Below are 16,502 nucleotides of genomic sequence, written 5' to 3'. Positions count from 1 at the left end.
GCGGCGACGATCGAGCGGAAACCGGGACGAACTGCGACCCGAACATCTACGCGCGCGGAGCCTTTGACCCCCTCCCGGCGGGTCCGTGTCGACGTTCGCCGGCATCCGCCACCCGTCCAAGTCGCAAGACGTCCCGTTCTCGGCATCCGCCACCCGTCCAAGTCGCAAAAAGTCCCGCTCTGGGCGCCTCAGAGCGGGACGAACTGCGACCTGGCGACGACGATCGAGCGGAAACCGGGACGAACTGCGACCTGGAGCCCGTGTCGAGTCAGCGGAACGACCGCAGGCGCAGGCTGTTGCCGACGACGAACACGCTCGAGAACGCCATGGCCGCGCCGGCGAGCATCGGGTTGAGGAGGCCGAGTGCAGCGAGCGGGATCGCGGCGACGTTGTAGGCGAACGCCCAGAAGAGGTTGCCCTTGATCGTGCCGAGCGTTCGGCGGGAGAGCCGGATCGCGTCGGCCGCGGCGCGCAGATCGCCGCGCACCAGCGTGATGTCGGATGCCTCGATCGCGACGTCCGTGCCCGTTCCCATCGCCATGCCGAGGTCGGCCTGCGCGAGCGCCGGCGCGTCGTTGACACCGTCGCCGGCCATCGCCACGACGCGCCCCTCGGACTGCAGCCGGGCGACGACGGCGACTTTGTCGGCGGGGAGGACCTCGGCGATGACCTCATCGATGCCGACCTGCGCGGCGATGTGGCGAGCTGCAGCCTCGTTGTCGCCGGTGAGCAGGATGGGGGTGAGTCCGAGAGCCTTGAGCGACGCGACAGCCTCGGCGCTGGTGGGCTTGACCTCGTCGGCCACGACGATCAGCCCGCGCGCCTGGCCGTCCCAGGCCACGAGCACCGCGGTCTGACCCGCATCCTCGGCCCGGCTCTTCGCCGCCAGCAGCTCGGCCGACGGGTGGATGGCCCAGTCCTCCAGGAGCGACAGCCGTCCGACGAGCACGGCGTGCCCCTCGACGACGCCGCTGACACCGCGACCCGCGTCGTTCTTGAACGACGCGACGGCGGGCAGGCCCGTCGTCGTGGCGTGCGGCCCCGCCGATGTGGCGGAGATGGCCGCATCCGCGGGCTCGGATGCGGCAGAGTGCGCCACATTCTCAGCCGAGAGGGCGGCCGAGAGGGCAGCCGGGAGGGCACCGGCGCGGGCGGCGGATGCGATCGCCCGCGCGATCGGATGCTCGCTGGCGTGCTCCAGCGCACCGGCCATCCGCAGCGTCAGGGCGGTGTCCTCACCCTGCTCGGGAACCACCGAGGCCACGCGCATCCGGCCCTCGGTGACCGTACCGGTCTTGTCCAGGACGACGGTGTCGACGCGGCGGGTGGATTCGAGGACCTCCGGTCCCTTGATGAGGATGCCCAGTTGCGCGCCACGGCCGGTGCCGACGAGCAGGGCGGTCGGCGTCGCGAGGCCCAGCGCGCAGGGGCACGCGATGATCAGCACCGCCACCGCCGCGGTGAAGGCGGCGGATGCCGGGAATCCCGCGCCGAGCCATGCGCCCAGCGTGGCGATGGAGATGACGATGACGATCGGGACGAACACGCCGGAGATGCGATCGGCGAGGCGCTGCACCTCGGCCTTGCCGGTCTGCGCGTCTTCCACCAGCCGCGCCATCTGCGCGAGCTGCGTGTCGGAGCCGACACGGGTGGCCCGCACGACCAGACGCCCGCCGGCGTTCACGGTCGCGCCGGTGACCGCATCGCCCTCGCCGACCTCGACTGGGAGCGCCTCCCCCGTGATCATCGACTGGTCGACGGCCGACGACCCCGAGACCACCACTCCGTCGGTGGCGATCTTCTCGCCGGGGCGGACGACGAACTCGTCCGCGACGCGCAGCTCCGCGGTCGGGATGCGGGTCTCCCGCCCTTCGCGCAGCACAGCGACATCCTTCGCGCCGAGCTCCAGCAGGGCGTGCAGTGCGGCGCCAGCACGACGCTTCGCGCGCTTCTCGAAGTAGCGGCCCGCAAGCACGAACATCGTGACGCCGGCTGCGACCTCGAGGTAGATGTTCGCCGCACCGTCGCTCGGCGCGATCGTGAACGAGAAGCCGTGCGTCATCCCGCGCTCACCGGCGGTGCCGAGGAACAGCGCGTAGAGCGACCACAGGAACGCCGCCGAGGTGCCGAGGCTGATCAGCGTGTCCATGGTGGCTGCGCCGTGACGCAGGTTCACCCAGGCCGCCCGATGGAACGGCCATGCGGCCCACACGATCACGGGAGCGGCCAGGGTCAGAGACGCCCACTGCCAGTACGGGAACTGCAGCGCAGGGATCATGGCGAGCAGGATCACCGGGATCGACAGCACGGCCGATCCGATCAGGCGATGCCGCAGCGATCGCAGCTCGAGATCCTCACCGGCGTCGCCCTCGCCTGCCGGCGCCGCCGCGGGGGCGGGAAGGGCCGCGGAGTATCCGGCGTCCTCGACGGCGGCGATGAGCTCAGCAGGATCGACGACCGCAGCGGCCGTGACCTGCGCCTTCTCGGTCGCGTAGTTCACGGTGGCGGTGACGCCCTCGATCCGATTGAGCCGCTTCTCGATGCGCATGGCGCAGGATGCGCAGGTCATCCCGCGGATCTCGAGATCGATCCGGGACCCCTCTGCGCCGTCCCGCGCCGCGGCGTTCATCGGGTCGACACCGCCCGGTAGCCGGCCTCGTCGACGGCGGCGATCACGGCATCCGCGTCGACGGCGGACGCCGAGGTGACGACCAGTCGACCGGTCTCGGCGTTGACGTCGATGCTCTCGACGCCGGCGATCTTGCCGACCTCTTCCCGGACGGACATCTCGCAGTGCCCGCAGGTCATCCCGGTCACCTGGAATTCGATGGTGGTCATGGTGTCTCCTCTGCGCTTAATACCCCCTAGGGGTACTCCTGCAGAGTACTACACCGCATCCGCCCCGGCTATTCCCGATCGGTGGTCAGAGCGCCGGCCCCGGGTCAAGGTCGGGCGGGTCGGTCGGAGCCTCGTACCCTTCGGGAAGCTCCGGGCGGATGAGTGCGGGATCGTGCGGATAGACCGTCACAGCCTGCAGCTCGGCGTCCGCGTCGGCACGGATCTCGAACGTGGAGAGCCCGATCGGGGCGATCGAGTGGATGCGTCGCACGCCCACGGTGCCCGCGACGAGCAGCTCCCGCCCCTCGGCGACGACCGCGTGCCGGGTGATGCGCTGGCCGTTCTCGATGGCCTCGCGCAGTTCGATCTGCCCGACCTCGATCCGCTGAGGCAGTGCGACTCTCCACACACCGGGAGCGCGCCGCTCGAGCGTCGCGTGCACGGGGCCGGCGAAGCGGCGGTCGAGCTCGGCACGGAACTCGGCGACCCTCCGCACGTCCGCCGCGTCGATGCGGCCGGTCGTGTCCGGCGGCAGGTTCAGCAGGAGCCCCGCACCCATTCCGACGGACTGCAGGTGTATCGCCATCAGATGGGCGACGCTCTTGGGCTCGTCATCCGGATGCCAGAACCAGCCGCGCCGGATCGACACATCGCACTCCGGCGGTGCGTACACGTGCTCGGCGAGCGCGTCGCTGCCGGTGACGTACTGGTTCAGCGCCAGGCGGTCGGTGACGTACTCGACCGGATCGGATGCCAGGCCGTCCTCGTTCCCGACCCAGCGGATCGTCGGCGCACCCATGTTGAACACCATCGCGCCGGGCTGGTGCTCGTGCACGATGCGCATGTACGCGGCCCAGTCGTAGGTGCGCCCGTCGGAGCCGGCGCCGTCGAACCACACCTCGGTCAGGTCGCCGTACCCGGTCATCAGCTCCGTGAGCTGCGCGGCGTACAGCTCGTCGTAGGCATCGGGGTCGGGGTACTCGGGTGCGTGCCGGTCCCACGGCGAGAGGTAGACGCCGAAGCCGATGCCGCGCCGGCGACACGCGTCGGCGACCTCGGCGACCACGTCACCGCGCCCGTCGCGCCACGGTGAAGAGGCGACGGAGTAATCCGTGGTGCGGGTGGGCCACAGACAGAAGCCGTCGTGGTGCTTCGCCGTGAGCACGACGTACGCCGCGCCGAGCTCGACAGCGACGTCCACCCACTGCCCGGCGTCCAGATCCGAAGGATCGAAGATGGCGGGATCGAGCGTGCCGTCGCTCCATTCCACTCCCGCGAAGGTGTTCAGCCCGAAGTGCAGGAAGACGCCGACCCCGGCGCGCTGCCAGGCCAGCTGGGCGGGCGTCGGCCGCAGCATGCTGTTCATACGCCGATGAACTCCTCGACCTCGCCGTAATCGGGCTGCTCGCGGATCTCCACGCTCGCGCCGAGCCGGTCGGTGTCGAGCACGACGACCTCGTTCTCGCCCGCGCGCCAGAGCGGACCGGGGGCGTAGAGCGTGATCTGCGGTCCCCGGTCCCACCAGCGTCCGAGCAGGAAGCCGTTCAGCCACACCATGGCCTTCGCCGAACCCGGCAGCGCGATCCAGGCGTCCGCCGGTTCGTCGACGGTGAACGATGCGGTGGCCAGTCCGTCGTCCGCGCGTCCGGTGCGCACGACGTCGACGACGGGCACGTCGTCGCGCGGCAGCATCCGGTGCTCCCAGCCGTGCTGGAAGCGGCGGCCGACGAGCACTCCGTGCAGGATGCCCTTGTGCTCGCCGGTGAGCGGACTGTAGTTGATGCGCCCCAGGCTCTCGACGACGATCGTGAGCCTGCCGGCGCCGCCCTCTGCCGGAAGCGCCAGAGTGTGCTCGCCGTCGTGCTCCATCGTCCCCAGGCGCACGTCGTCGAGGAACACCGTCGCGCGGTCGCGCAGCCCGAGCAGCGTGAGCATGGCGTCGGCCTCGAACGCCACGGGCGACTCGTAGGCCACCAGTCCCTCTTCGGCGCCGAGCTGCTCGTAGCTGAGCGGCATCGGCGCGACGGCCGCCACGGGCTGCGCGCGCAAGGTCTCCAGCAGCGTGGCGACAGGTCTCAGCGCGGCGGATGCCGCCGGCTGACGCCGCGGGGCATCCGGGACCGGCGGCAGCTCGCCCTCGTGGAACGGGGCGAAGGCGGTGCGCAGCGCATGGAACTTGTCGCCCAGACTGCCGTCCTCGGCGATGGGCGCGTCGGAGTCGTAACTGGTGATGGTCGGCTGCAGCAGCGTGCCGTCGTGGTTGGCTCCCGCCCACAGTCCGAAGTTCGTGCCGCCGTGCGCCATGTACACGCTCACCGATCCGCCCGCCTCCAGCAGGGCGTTCACGGTGCCGATCATGCTGTCGGCCGAGCGGACGTGGTGCTTCTCACCCCAGTGATCGAACCAGCCGCCCCAGAGCTCGCTGCACATGAGGTGATGATCGTCGCGGCGCAGCTGCTGGGCGAGGGCGACGCCGGTGCCGAAGGTGAAGGTGCCCATGACCCCGGGGATGCTGCCGTTCGCGACCATGTCGGCCGTGGTGCCGTCGGCGGTGGTGAGCATCTCGACCATGCCGCGCTGGCGCAGGCCGTCGCGCTGATGGGCCAGGTACGCGGCGTCCGAGCCGTACGACCCGTACTCGTTCTCGACCTGGATCAGCCGGATGGGTCCGCCGTGCACGGCCTGCAGCGGCTCGAGCTGCGGGATGAGCGCGTCGTACCAGGCGTCGACCGCGGCGAGGAACACGGGGTCCGACGTGCGCAACGCGTGAGTGCGGCCCGAGAGCCAGAACGGGATGCCACCGTTCGACCACTCCGCGCAGATGTAGGGGCTGGGGCGCACGTACACGTCCAGGCCGACCTCGCCCGCGATTCGGATGAACCGCGCGACATCGCGCCAGCCGGTGAAGTCGAACTCGCCTTCGGTGCGCTCGTGGAAGTTCCAGGCGACATAGGTGTCCACGGTGTTCGCGCCCATCGCCGCCAGACGGCGCAGGCGGTCCTCCCACTGATCCGGGTGGATGCGGAAGTAGTGCATCGCGCCGGACAGGATGCGATGCCGCCGGCCATCGCGGAAGAGCAGGCCGTCGCGCCAGGTGAGGGAGGGGGACATCGGGCTCCGTCCGGATGATGACGACTCGCGTCAGGATGTTGACGTCACCATCCTGTCATCCCGCACGGCGTCGGCGCGGATCAGCCCTTCATGGCCACGCCGCGCCGCCAGTAGCCCATGAAGGCCACCTGCGCGCGCGAGACGCCGAGGTCCTTGACCAGGTGCCGGCGCAGCGTGGTGACCACGCCGCTCTCACCCGCGATCCAGTAGTAGCGCCCGTCCTCCGCATCCGCCGCGCCGATCTCCTCGCCCAGGCTCGAGTAGACCGGCGTCTCCCACAGCGGCGCCTCGGTGTCGGCATCCGTTACGACGATGTCCGTGCGATCGCCCAGGTAGTCCAGCACGGTGGGGATCAGCCTCAGCCCGTGCGCGACGCCGCCGCGGGGCAGCCAGTGCACCTCGACGCCGGCCGGCGCGTCGATGCTCAGCTGGTCGCGCGCATCGGGCACCTCGATGAAGGCGATGCCCCGGGCATCCGCCGGCGAATCCTCCAGAATCCGGGCGATCGCCGGGGCTGCGGTCTCGTCGCCGGCGAGCAGCAGACTCGACGCGGCGCCCGGCGCGAACTCAATCCCGCTGCGGTCCTCACGGCCGCGACGTGGCCCCACCAGCAGGATCTCGTCGCCCACCGCCGCTTCCGCCGCCCATCGCGATGCCGGTCCGGACAGCCCCGGCTCCAGGTGCAGCACGAAGTCGACCACGATCCGGTTCTCGCCGTCGGTGCGCAGCTCGCGCACCGAGTAGGTGCGCATCGAGCCGCGCTCGTCCTCCGGGACCGCCAGCCAGGAGCCGTACCAGTCGCCGGTGTCGGAGTCGACGTCCGGGACACGACCGGATGCGGGCGGGAAGACCAGCTTGATCCTGGCGTCGAAGAGCTCGCCGGTCTCGCCGATCTCGGCGAGCTGCTCACCACCGAAGGTGATGCGGGCGAAGCTGGGCGAGACCCGTTCCACCTCGCGCACGATCGCGCGTCCGATGAGGTACGAGGGGCGGGGGTCAGCGGACATGGTGCCTTCCGATCGGGGTGACCATCGGGGTGCCCGAGACGGGGTCGACGGTCACCTGGTTCGCCATCCCGAACACCTCGTGCACGAGATCGGCGGTGACGATGTCGGCCGGCGCGCCGACGGCGACCACCCGGCCCTGCTTCATGGCGACGAGCTCCTGGCTGTAGCGCGCGGCGAGGTTGAGGTCGTGCAGCACCATGACGATCGTGGTGCCGCGGCTGACACTCAGGTCGGTGAGCAGATCGAGCACCTCCACCTGGTGGGCGACGTCGAGGAACGTCGTCGGCTCGTCCAGCAGCAGGATGTCGGTCTCCTGCGCCAGCGCCATCGCGATCCAGACGCGCTGGCGCTGACCTCCGGAGAGCTCGTCGACGCTGCGGTCGGCGAGATCCGCGATGCCCGTGGCATCCAGCGCTTCGGCGACGACCGCGTAGTCGTGCGCCGTCCAGCGCGACAGCGTCCGCTGGTGCGGATGCCGGCCGCGGCCGACCAGATCGGCGACCGCGATGCCCTCGGGTGCCACGGGCGACTGCGGCAGCAGCCCGAGCACCCGCGCGATCTCCCGGGTGGAACGGCTGCGGATGGACGCGCCGTCGAGCACGACCTGGCCCGCCTCGGGGCGCAGCAGCCGCGCCAGTGCACGCAGCAGCGTGGACTTGCCGCATCCGTTGGCGCCGACGATCGAGGTGATCCGGCCCGGAGCGATCGCGAGGTCGAGGCCGTCCACGACCGTGCGGTCGCCGTAGCCGAGCGTGATGTTCTCGGCGGCGAGCTGGTGGCTGGTGGTCACAGCGAGGCCCCCTGGCGGTTGATGCGGCCGAGCAGATAGATGAGGTAGGGCGCGCCGAGCACGCCGGTGATCACGCCCACAGGGTAGCGGGCGTCGAAGACGTTCTGGCCGATCAGGTCGCCGGCGAGCACCAGCACGGCACCGACCAGGGCACTGGGTGTCAGCAGCGCGGCGCCGGGACCCGTGATCCGTGCCGCGATGGGACCGGCCATGAAGGCCACGAAGGCGATCGGTCCGGTCGCCGCGGTCGCGAACGCCAGCAGCACGACGGCGCCGACGATGAAGAGCATCCGCACGACGCCGACGCGCACTCCCAGTCCGGCGGCCGAGTCGTCGCCCAGGCGCAGCATCCCGAGCGATCGGCCCTGCACCAGCAGCACCGGCAGCACGATCAGCATCGCGATGAGCAGGGGGAGGGCCCGCTCCCAGGAGGCGTTGTTGAGGCTTCCGGTGAGCCATTGCATGGCGGTCTGTATGTCCCACTGGGCAGCGCGCGAGAGCAGATACGACACGACGCTCTGCAGCATGGCCGCGACGCCGATGCCGATGAGGATCAGCCGGGTGCCGGCGAAGCCGCCCTTGTTCGCGAGCAGGTAGATGGCCACCGCCGTCGCGAGAGCGCCGCCGAGGGCGAGCAGTCCGATGACGGGCCCGTCCAGCGACAGCCCGATGATGCCGATCACGGCGACGGCGCTCGCGCCTTCGGAGATGCCGATGATGTCGGGCGACGCCAGCGGGTTGCGCAGCATGGTCTGGAAGGTGACGCCCGCGACGCCGAACGCCGCACCGGCGAGAATCGCGAGCACGGTGCGCGGCAAACGCAGCTCGCCGACGGTGAACGACGCACCCGGAACGGTCTCGCCCAGGATGACCCGCACGACCTCGGCGGGCGTGTAGAACGTGTTGCCCGCCATGAGGGCGACGGATGCCAGGGCGAGCAGCAGCACGCCCAGCACGACGCTGGCCAGGGCGTGACGGCGCCGGCGCGCCCGGCGCCCGGCGGCCACCGCGGCGGCGCCGACAGGGACGACGGCGGCCTCGGCGCGGGGATCGGCGACGGTCACAGCTCACGCACCTTCTGCCTGCGCACGATCCAGATGAAGAACGGCGCCCCGATCACCGCGGTGACGATGCCCACCTGGATCTCCTCGTCGACGGCGATCACCCGGCCGACGACGTCGGCGGCCAGCAGCAGCGTGGCACCGGTCAGGGCGGAGAAGGGCAGCAGCCAGCGGTGGTCGGTGCCCACCAGCACCCGGCACAGATGCGGGACGACGAGCCCGACGAAGCCGATGGGTCCGGCGATCGCGGTGGCGGCGCCGGCCAGCACGACGGCGCCCAGAGCGGCGATCAGCCGGGTGCGGAACACGTTCTCGCCGAGGCCTGCCGCCATATCGTCGCCGAGGGCGAGGGAGTTCATGCCGCGCGCGCAGGCCAGGCAGACCAGGGCGCCGACGGCGAGCACCGGCGCGAGCACGGCGATCTTCACCCAATCGGCACCGCCGACACCGCCGACCTGCCAGGACTGCCACGCCTGCAGCAGATCCACGCGCGGAAGCATGATGGCGCTGATCAGGGAGCCGAAGGCGGCAGAGCTCGCGGCACCGGCGAGGGTCAGCTTGAGCGGGGTCGCGCCGCCCCGGCCCAGCGAGCCGACCGAGTACACGAACACGGCGGCGATCGCCGCGCCCGCGATGGCCACCGCGATCTGGCCCCAGGCCCCGGTGAGGCCGAAGAACGCCAGGCCGACGACCACCGCGAGGGAGGCGCCGTTGGTCACGCCCAGGATGCCGGGGTCGGCGATCGGGTTGCGGGTGACCGCTTGCATGGCCGCACCCGAGACGGCCAGGGCGGCGCCCACGAGCGCGGCGAGCACGGTGCGCGGCACGCGCTTGAGGACGGCCGCCTCGGCGAGGGTGTCGGCGTGACCGCTGAGTCCCGCGATGATGTCGGATGCGCTGACCGCGCGCACCCCGAACGAGACGGACAGGGCCGCCAGCACCACGACGGCGAGGCCGCCGGCGATCAGCCAGAGTGTGCGCACGCCCGCCGGGCGCCGCACGACGGCGGCGTCCGGTCGGGCGGGCGCGACGGCGCTCACTCGGAGAACGGTTCCGCCAGCACGGCGAAGTAGTCCTCCAGGCCCCACCCGATCGACAGCGGTGAGGGGTTGGCGGACGCCGCGAGCGGCGTGGCGTTCTGAAGGATCGCGACGTGACCCGCGGCGATGGCGGGAACCTTCGACAGCAGCGGATCGGCCTGCAGGGCGGCGAGCGTGGAATCGTCGCCGTAGGTGACGAACAGGTCCACGTCGTCGAGCTGGTCGGCCTGCTCGGCGCTGAGAGTCAGATAGAAGTCCGTGCTGTCGGCGTGCTGCTCGACGATCGCGGGCATCGGGATGCCGGCCTGCTGCAGGAACCCGGGCCGGGTGTCGTTGGCCGTGTAGTAGGTGATCTGGCTGAGGTCGCTGAGATCAAGCATGGTGAACAGCACCTTCTTGTCCTTCAGCACGCTGTGCTCGTCGAGCGCGGCAGCGGTCTTCGCATGCAGCTCGTCGAGAAGCTTCTCGCCCTCGTCGGCCCGGCCCATGGCGGCGGCGTTCATGGTGACCATGTCGTCGACCGTGGTGCCCCACGGATTCTTCGGGTAGGCCACGACCGGTGCGATCTTCGACAGGGTCTCGTACTCCTCCTCGGTCAGGCCCGAGTACGCGGCGAGGATGACGTCGGGGCGGGTGTCGCTGACCGCCTCGTAGTCGATGCCGTCGGTCTCGTCGAAGAGCACGGGGGTCTCGGCGCCCAGCTCTTCGAGCTCGTCCTCGACCCACGGGAGCACGCCGTCGCCGTCATCGTCGCCCCACGTGACCTTGCCCATGCCCACCGGCACCACGCCGAGCGCGAGCGCGACCTCGTGGTTGGCCCAGGCGACGGTCGCGATGCGCTCCGGCCGCGAGGGGATGACGGTCTCGCCGTAGACGTGCTCGATCGTGACGGGGAAGTCGGCGCCGGCATCCGCCGATCCGGGCTCGGCGTCTCCGGATGCGGAGGTCGAGCAGGCGGCCAGGCCGAGAGCCAGAGCGGCGACCGCGAGGGCGCCGAGAAGACGGGAGGTGCGCACGGGCGTTCCTTCACAGGAGAGGGGCGGGAGAACAGCGAAGGTAAGCCTACCCTAACGACTGGGCGGGAACCACAGCCCTCCCTCGGCCGGACGGCCGTTCATTACGCTGTGAGACATGCCGACGATGAACGCCGCCGAAGCGCTCGCCGAGCTCGCCGCACTCGAAGATCCGAAGATGCGGGCGGTCAACGAGCGGCACGGCGACGCACACGGCGTGAACCTGTCGCAGCTGCGCGCGCTCGCGAAACAAATCGGCACCTCGACCGACCTCGCGCGCGAGCTCTGGGATTCCGGGGACGTTCCCGGGCAGCTGCTGGGACTGCTCCTGGCCAAGCCGCGCGAGCTGGCGGACGACGAGATCGACCGGATGCTGCGCAGCACCCTCAGCGCGAAGGCGCACGACTGGCTCGTGAACTACATCGCGAAGAAGTCGCCGCGCGCCGAGGATCTGCGGCTGCGCTGGTTCGACGATGCGGATTCCGACGCACGGGCCGCCGCGTGGTCGCTGACGTCGGTGCGCGTGGCGAAGCGGTCCGACGGGCTGGACCTGGACGCCCTGCTGGATCGCATCGAGCAGGAGCTGCGCGATGCGCCCGCGCGCGAGCAGTGGGCCATGAACGAGACGCTCGCGCACATCGGCATCCATCATCCCGCCCTGCGCGAGCGCGCCATCGCGATCGGCGAGCGTCTGCAGGTGCTGGCCGACTACCCGGTGCCGCCGAACTGCACCTCGCCCTTCGCCCCCGCCTGGATCGCCGAGATGGTCCGCCGCCGGTCCTGACCCCGCCGTCAGCGCAGCGGCGAGCGCCGCGCCGATGGCCGCGAGACGTCGGGAGCGAGGATGCCGAGTAGGCGCACGAGCGTGGTGAGCCACAGCAGCACGAGGCCGACGATGACAGCCTCGAGCGCGGTGACCGAGAGCACGCGCGCCCCGAAGGCGAGAGCCACGACGATCACCACGCCGACGACCAGCGCGACCGTGAGCGCGCGCAGCATCCGCAGTTCCCCCATCAGCACCGTCGTGACGATCGTGGCCACCAGGATCAGAGCGAGCGTGGCGAACGCCGCGACCGCGTGCGGGATCGGCATCCGATCGAGCGGCAGCAGTCCGACGCCGGCGAGGGCGACCCCGGCTCCCGCCCAGGTGATCACGACGGCGGCGATGCCCCGCAGGGCGGCGTCGCCCAGCATCCGGTGCAGGTCGCGGCCGACGTAGGAGCCGGTCGTGGCGATGAGCAGTCCGGCGATGAGCACCGTGCCGTTGAACGCCCATCCGCCGACGCCGATGCCCAGCTCCGAGAAGCTGCGCTCCCACCAGCTCGCATCGGCCGCGGTGAGCATCGCGAACAGCGTCCCGATGACGAGGAAGGACACCAGCAGGCCGGCGACGTCGCGCGTTCCCAGCCGGATGCCGGCGCGGAACCCGAACCGGCCGCCAAATGCGGATGCCACGGCCGTGACCACGCCCCCGCCCACGGCCGGCAGCCGCAGGCCCTGCAGTCCGGCGGTGAGCACCTCGCCGGCCAGCAGCACGCCCAGCCCGACGACGCCGGCGAGCGCGACGGTCACCGCCACGGCGCTGACATCCGAGACGACGGCCTGCCAGCGGGGCATCGGCGCGGTCTCGCCCGCGCGGTGCACACGAGTGCTCACCACGAAGGCCGTCGCCGCGATCAGCCCGGCCACGAGGGCCACCGGGATGATCACCGAGCCGTCACCGCTGAACGGCCGGGCCGCGCCCCACAGCACGGCCGTCCCGGCCAGCATCCCGACGGCGAAGCAGAGGGCCGTCGCCCAGAGCTCGCGCGACTGCTCGCGCAGCATCCGCTCGACGTCCATGCCCCTCATCGAACCACCTCGCGCCGACATACGCTGGGACCATGAGCACGCACATCGCCGCCGAGCCCGGTCAGATCGCCCCCGTCGTCCTGTTCCCGGGAGATCCGCTGCGGGCGAGGTGGATCGCCAAGAACTTCCTCGAAGACGCCGAGCTGTACAGCGAGGTGCGCGGGATGCTGGGCTTCACGGGCACCTGCACGGACACCGCGTGTCCGTGCAGGGCTCGGGCATGGGTCAGCCGTCGATGTCGATCTACGCGAACGAGCTGTTCGACTCGTACGACGTGCAGACCATCGTGCGCGTCGGCTCCTGCGGCGGCCTGACCGAGCGGGTCGGCATGCGCGACATCATCATCGCGAACGGCGCCTGCACCGACTCGGGCATCAACCGCACCCGCTTCCACGGTCTGGACTACGCCCCCGTCGCGGACTTCTCGCTGCTGCGCGCGGCCGTCGAGGCATCCGAGGGCATGGAACTGGATGCGGCGGTGCACGTCGGGCTGCTGTACTCGAGCGACCAGTTCTACACGACCCGCCCCGAGCTGACCGAGCCGCTCGTCGCGCACGGCGCCCTCGCTGTGGAGATGGAGACCAGTGCCCTCTACACGCTCGCGGCGTACCGGCAGCGCCGCGCCCTGAGCATCTGCACGGTTTCGGATCATCTCGTCACGCACGAGGAGACCACGGCGCTCGAGCGCGAGCAGACCTTCGGCGACATGATCCGGATCGCGCTGCGCGCGGCGACGGCCTGAGGCATCCGCCCCCTGGCACCCGTTCGGGAGGAGAACTCTGCGTCGGGAGGAGACCCGCCGCGCGATGCTCCTCCCATCACGGAGTTCTCCTCCCGCGTCGATGCGGCCCCGGGCTACCGTGGACCCATGCGCTTCCCCGCCGCGATCCGCTCCGCACGCCGCGCCCCGCTGCTGCAGGTGCTGAAGTCGGCCGCGGCCACGATCGCGGCCTGGCTGATCGCGGGCTGGCTGATCCCGGGTCCGCTGCCGGTGTTCGCGGCCATCGCGGCGCTGCTCGTGGTGCAGCCGAGCGTGAACCAGTCGCTGTCGAAGGCGCTCGAGCGCAGCATCGGGGTGATCGCGGGCGTCGTGGTCGCCGTCCTGCTCAGCCTGCTGCTCGGCGCGCAGAGCTGGGTGGTGCTGGCCGCCGTGCTCGTCGCGCTGCTGATCGCGTGGGCGCTGCGCGCCTCGCCGGGCACCGGGAACCAGGTCGCGATCTCGGCCGTGCTCGTGCTGGCGCTCGGCTCGTCGAGCCCCGACTACGCACTCGATCGCGTCATCGAGACGCTGATCGGAGCGGCGATCGGCTTCGTCATCAACGTCGCGATCGTGCCGCCCGTGCTCACCGCTCCGGCCCGGCGGGACATCGGGATGCTGGGCCGCGAGCTCGCGGCATCCCTCGACCGTCTCGCCGAGGCCCTTCCGGTGACCAGGACAGGACCCCAGCTGCAGGAGCTGATGCTGCAGGCGCGGTTGCTGCGACCGATGAAGGACGCCGCGGAGGCATCCCTCGTCGCGGCCGAGGAGTCGCTGTCGCTCAACCCGCGTCGCGGACGTCACCGCGACGACCTGACCGAGCAGCGTGCACTGTTCGACCGGCTCTCGCCCGTGGTCACCCAGGTGATCGGGATGACCCGCGCCTACAACGATCACTACGAGGACTCCCTCGCCGACGATCCCACGGTGCACGCGATCGCCGAGCAGCTCCGTCGCGCGGGACACGACGTGCGCCTGGCCGTGCAGGCGTCCGGTCCCGCGACGGAGCCGGATGCGATGACCTCGGTGATCCCCGCGCTCACAGCGCCGCTGGTGGTGCGCCCTCCGGCATCCGATCACTGGATCCTCGTCGGATCGCTCATGGAGGATCTGCGCCGCATCCACGGCGAGCTGCGCGACGAGACCTGAGTCGATCAGGACGAGGGGCCGCCTGCACGACGGCAGGCGACCCCGAGGTCCGTCAGGCGAACAGCGCCGTGATCGCCGGCACCGTGAGCGCCGCGACGTAGTACCCCATGAACTGCACACCGGTGTGCATGTGGAACAGCTTGTTCAGCAGTCCACCCACCAGTCCGGTCGTGATGGCGACGAGGAGGGCGATCAAGCCGCCCTCGTACAGGCAGATCACGGCGATGAGGCCGGCGAAGGCGCCGATGATCGCCTCGTGCGAGACCTTCTTCATGATCCAGGATGCGGCGCGGTGCGCCTGGGTCATCGCGAACGGATAGGTGATGATCAGCGCGATGAGCACGGCGGCCAGGCCGAACACGAGGAACTGCCACGGCGCGAGCATGTCGTGCAGGTTGTGGCTCGTGCCCGCCTCGGCGTCGATCGTGTACACCGGCGGGGCGTTGAACAGCGGGTTCGCGGGTCCTGCCGCCATCGGCGACAGCGGCAGCCCGATCGCGATGAGCGGGATGAGCGTCTCGGCGATGTACGTCGACTCCGTCGTGCCGTTCTTCACCGCCATCATCGTCGTGAGACGGCGGTAGCCGTTCTTGATGCGTCCCCCGAACAGCTCGCCCATCAGCACGGTCATCGCGACCGGCGAGAAGACGAACGTGGCGCTGGAGACCACGGCGGCGCCGGCGGTGCCGCCCAGCTGCGCCCGATCGAGCACGCCGACCGGGTTCGGCATCCGCCCCTTCCATGTGCGCACGTCCGCCGCCAGCTCGAACGAGCGCGGTGCGTCACGCAGCAGCGATGCGCGACCGGCCGGGCTGGCCGCCAGGAACAGGTCCGCGATGAGCGGCCCGATCGCGATGCCGAGGAAGAAGCTGATCGACAGCCCCTTGCCCAGTGCACCCACCGCGAAGTTCTGCAGGCCGACGACGATGAGCACGAACGGGATGAGGGCGATCAGAGCCGCCCAGCGCCCCTTCGAAAGCACCGCGATGATCAGTGCGGCTGCGAGGAACAGCCATGGCGCCACCGCGCTGATCGCGTCGGAGAACGGGGTGAGCACCCAGGCGAAGAACACCGCCATGGGCACGGCGATGACCGCGGCCACCGCACCGCCCGAGATCGCCTTGCGCAGCGCGATGTGCGGCACGCCCAGCTCGCGCAGCATCTGCGCGTCGCGCAGCAGCGGCGCCGCCATCGTGTCGCCCGGGATGCCCAGCAGCGTCGTCGGGATGGCGTGCGTGATGTGCTTCGCGGCGATGGATGCCATGAAGAACGCGAACACCCCGGCCGGCGGGACGCCGAGCAGGATCACCAGCAGAGTGAGCGGAGCGATCGTGGCGGTCTCGTCGGTGCCCGACACCAGGCCGATGAGGGCGAAGACGACCGTGCCGATCAGCGCCATGCCGATCGCCCACAGCGTGGGCTCGAGAAGAGCATCCATCAGCGTTCGCCCCCTTCTGCGGCGGCGAGCCGGTTCTTTCGGTGCTGGGCCGCGAGGTCGTCGTACAGGCCGAGCTCCTTCACCTCGGCGAGCGCCGCGGGCGGCAGATCGTCGGGGTCGCCGAGCGGTCCGAGCTCGGCCTCGATGGCATCCATCGCCTCGGCGCGCGAACCGTTCGCCGACTCGCCGATCGTGACCACGCGCTTCGGCTTGAACAGGTTGGCGGCCACGACCGCCGCGATCACGCAGGCGGCGAGGCCGATCACCAGGGCGTACGAGCGCCCCAGGGCGTCACCGCCGGTGAGCCGGTCGAAGCCCCATTCTGCGATCAGGTACACGGGCACGGCGATGCCGACGCCCAATCCGATGGCGCCGAGCAGATGACGGCCGTCGACCGTATCGCCCCACACCTCCAGCAGTCTTCGCTGTTGCACGGGAAGTTCCTCT

The 16,502-nt window shown here is 70.9% G+C and carries 15 protein-coding genes; 3 read left to right on the top strand and 12 right to left on the bottom strand.

All coding sequences use genetic code 11. The features are described 5' to 3' along the window. Positions 1–268: 268 nt before the first annotated feature. From ACFWHT_RS01370 to ACFWHT_RS01330, 9 genes are all read right to left on the bottom strand, one after another. Positions 269–2,629 (bottom strand): heavy metal translocating P-type ATPase, encoded by a 2,361-nt coding sequence (locus ACFWHT_RS01370; RefSeq protein WP_378824758.1) that lies wholly within the window; start codon positions 2,627–2,629, stop codon positions 269–271. Next, entirely contained in the window at positions 2,626–2,838 is a 213-nt protein-coding gene (locus ACFWHT_RS01365; protein WP_378824757.1) for a heavy-metal-associated domain-containing protein, read from the bottom strand. The genes ACFWHT_RS01370 and ACFWHT_RS01365 overlap by 4 nt, the downstream gene beginning before the upstream one ends. A gap of 85 nt (positions 2,839–2,923) precedes the next feature. Beyond that, the gene (locus ACFWHT_RS01360) at positions 2,924–4,204 is read right to left on the bottom strand and encodes an alpha-L-fucosidase (RefSeq protein WP_378824755.1); all 1,281 of its coding nucleotides are present in this window, start codon (positions 4,202–4,204) and stop codon (positions 2,924–2,926) included. Next, the gene (locus ACFWHT_RS01355; RefSeq protein ID WP_378824752.1) at positions 4,201–5,949 is read right to left on the bottom strand and encodes a beta-galactosidase family protein; all 1,749 of its coding nucleotides are present in this window, start codon (positions 5,947–5,949) and stop codon (positions 4,201–4,203) included. Before ACFWHT_RS01355 ends, ACFWHT_RS01360 begins: the two co-directional genes overlap by 4 nt. Positions 5,950–6,029: 80 nt before the next feature. Next, entirely contained in the window at positions 6,030–6,956 is a 927-nt protein-coding gene (locus tag ACFWHT_RS01350) for a siderophore-interacting protein (RefSeq protein WP_378824750.1), read from the bottom strand. Next, complete coding sequence (locus tag ACFWHT_RS01345) at positions 6,946–7,746, bottom strand: ABC transporter ATP-binding protein (RefSeq protein ID WP_378824748.1); 801 nt, start codon at positions 7,744–7,746, stop codon at positions 6,946–6,948. Before ACFWHT_RS01345 ends, ACFWHT_RS01350 begins: the two co-directional genes overlap by 11 nt. Further along, positions 7,743–8,810, bottom strand: a complete 1,068-nt coding sequence (locus tag ACFWHT_RS01340) for a FecCD family ABC transporter permease (RefSeq protein WP_378824745.1) — start codon at positions 8,808–8,810, stop codon at positions 7,743–7,745. Before ACFWHT_RS01340 ends, ACFWHT_RS01345 begins: the two co-directional genes overlap by 4 nt. Then, the gene (locus tag ACFWHT_RS01335; protein WP_378824743.1) at positions 8,807–9,847 is read right to left on the bottom strand and encodes a FecCD family ABC transporter permease; all 1,041 of its coding nucleotides are present in this window, start codon (positions 9,845–9,847) and stop codon (positions 8,807–8,809) included. The genes ACFWHT_RS01340 and ACFWHT_RS01335 overlap by 4 nt, the downstream gene beginning before the upstream one ends. Beyond that, positions 9,844–10,863, bottom strand: a complete 1,020-nt coding sequence (locus ACFWHT_RS01330) for an iron-siderophore ABC transporter substrate-binding protein (RefSeq protein ID WP_378824741.1) — start codon at positions 10,861–10,863, stop codon at positions 9,844–9,846. Before ACFWHT_RS01330 ends, ACFWHT_RS01335 begins: the two co-directional genes overlap by 4 nt. 115 nt (positions 10,864–10,978) lie before the next feature. On the opposite strand from ACFWHT_RS01330, the gene ACFWHT_RS01325 reads away from it, so the two are divergent. Then, positions 10,979–11,644 (top strand): DNA alkylation repair protein, encoded by a 666-nt coding sequence (locus ACFWHT_RS01325; protein ID WP_378824739.1) that lies wholly within the window; start codon positions 10,979–10,981, stop codon positions 11,642–11,644. Positions 11,645–11,652: 8 nt separating this feature from the next. On the opposite strand, the gene ACFWHT_RS01320 is transcribed toward ACFWHT_RS01325, so the two are convergent. Continuing rightward, a complete protein-coding gene (locus tag ACFWHT_RS01320; RefSeq protein ID WP_378824738.1) occupies positions 11,653–12,711 on the bottom strand; it encodes a DUF998 domain-containing protein in 1,059 nt (352 codons plus the stop codon). A 199-nt stretch (positions 12,712–12,910) separates the two neighbouring features. On the opposite strand from ACFWHT_RS01320, the gene ACFWHT_RS01315 reads away from it, so the two are divergent. Beyond that, a complete protein-coding gene (locus tag ACFWHT_RS01315) occupies positions 12,911–13,453 on the top strand; it encodes a purine-nucleoside phosphorylase (RefSeq protein WP_378824736.1) in 543 nt (180 codons plus the stop codon). Positions 13,454–13,579: 126 nt separating this feature from the next. Then, the gene (locus ACFWHT_RS01310) at positions 13,580–14,617 is read left to right on the top strand and encodes an aromatic acid exporter family protein (protein WP_378824734.1); all 1,038 of its coding nucleotides are present in this window, start codon (positions 13,580–13,582) and stop codon (positions 14,615–14,617) included. 52 nt (positions 14,618–14,669) lie between these two features. On the opposite strand, the gene ACFWHT_RS01305 is transcribed toward ACFWHT_RS01310, so the two are convergent. Then, a complete protein-coding gene (locus ACFWHT_RS01305; RefSeq protein WP_378824732.1) occupies positions 14,670–16,055 on the bottom strand; it encodes a tripartite tricarboxylate transporter permease in 1,386 nt (461 codons plus the stop codon). Next, entirely contained in the window at positions 16,055–16,489 is a 435-nt protein-coding gene (locus ACFWHT_RS01300) for a hypothetical protein (RefSeq protein ID WP_378824730.1), read from the bottom strand. The genes ACFWHT_RS01305 and ACFWHT_RS01300 overlap by 1 nt, the downstream gene beginning before the upstream one ends. Between the last annotated feature and the right edge of the window lie 13 nt (positions 16,490–16,502).

Source organism: Microbacterium sp. NPDC058342 (genome assembly GCF_042723935.1).
In the GTDB taxonomy this organism is placed as follows: domain Bacteria; phylum Actinomycetota; class Actinomycetes; order Actinomycetales; family Microbacteriaceae; genus Microbacterium.
This window is presented reverse-complemented; position numbering and strand designations above follow the sequence as displayed.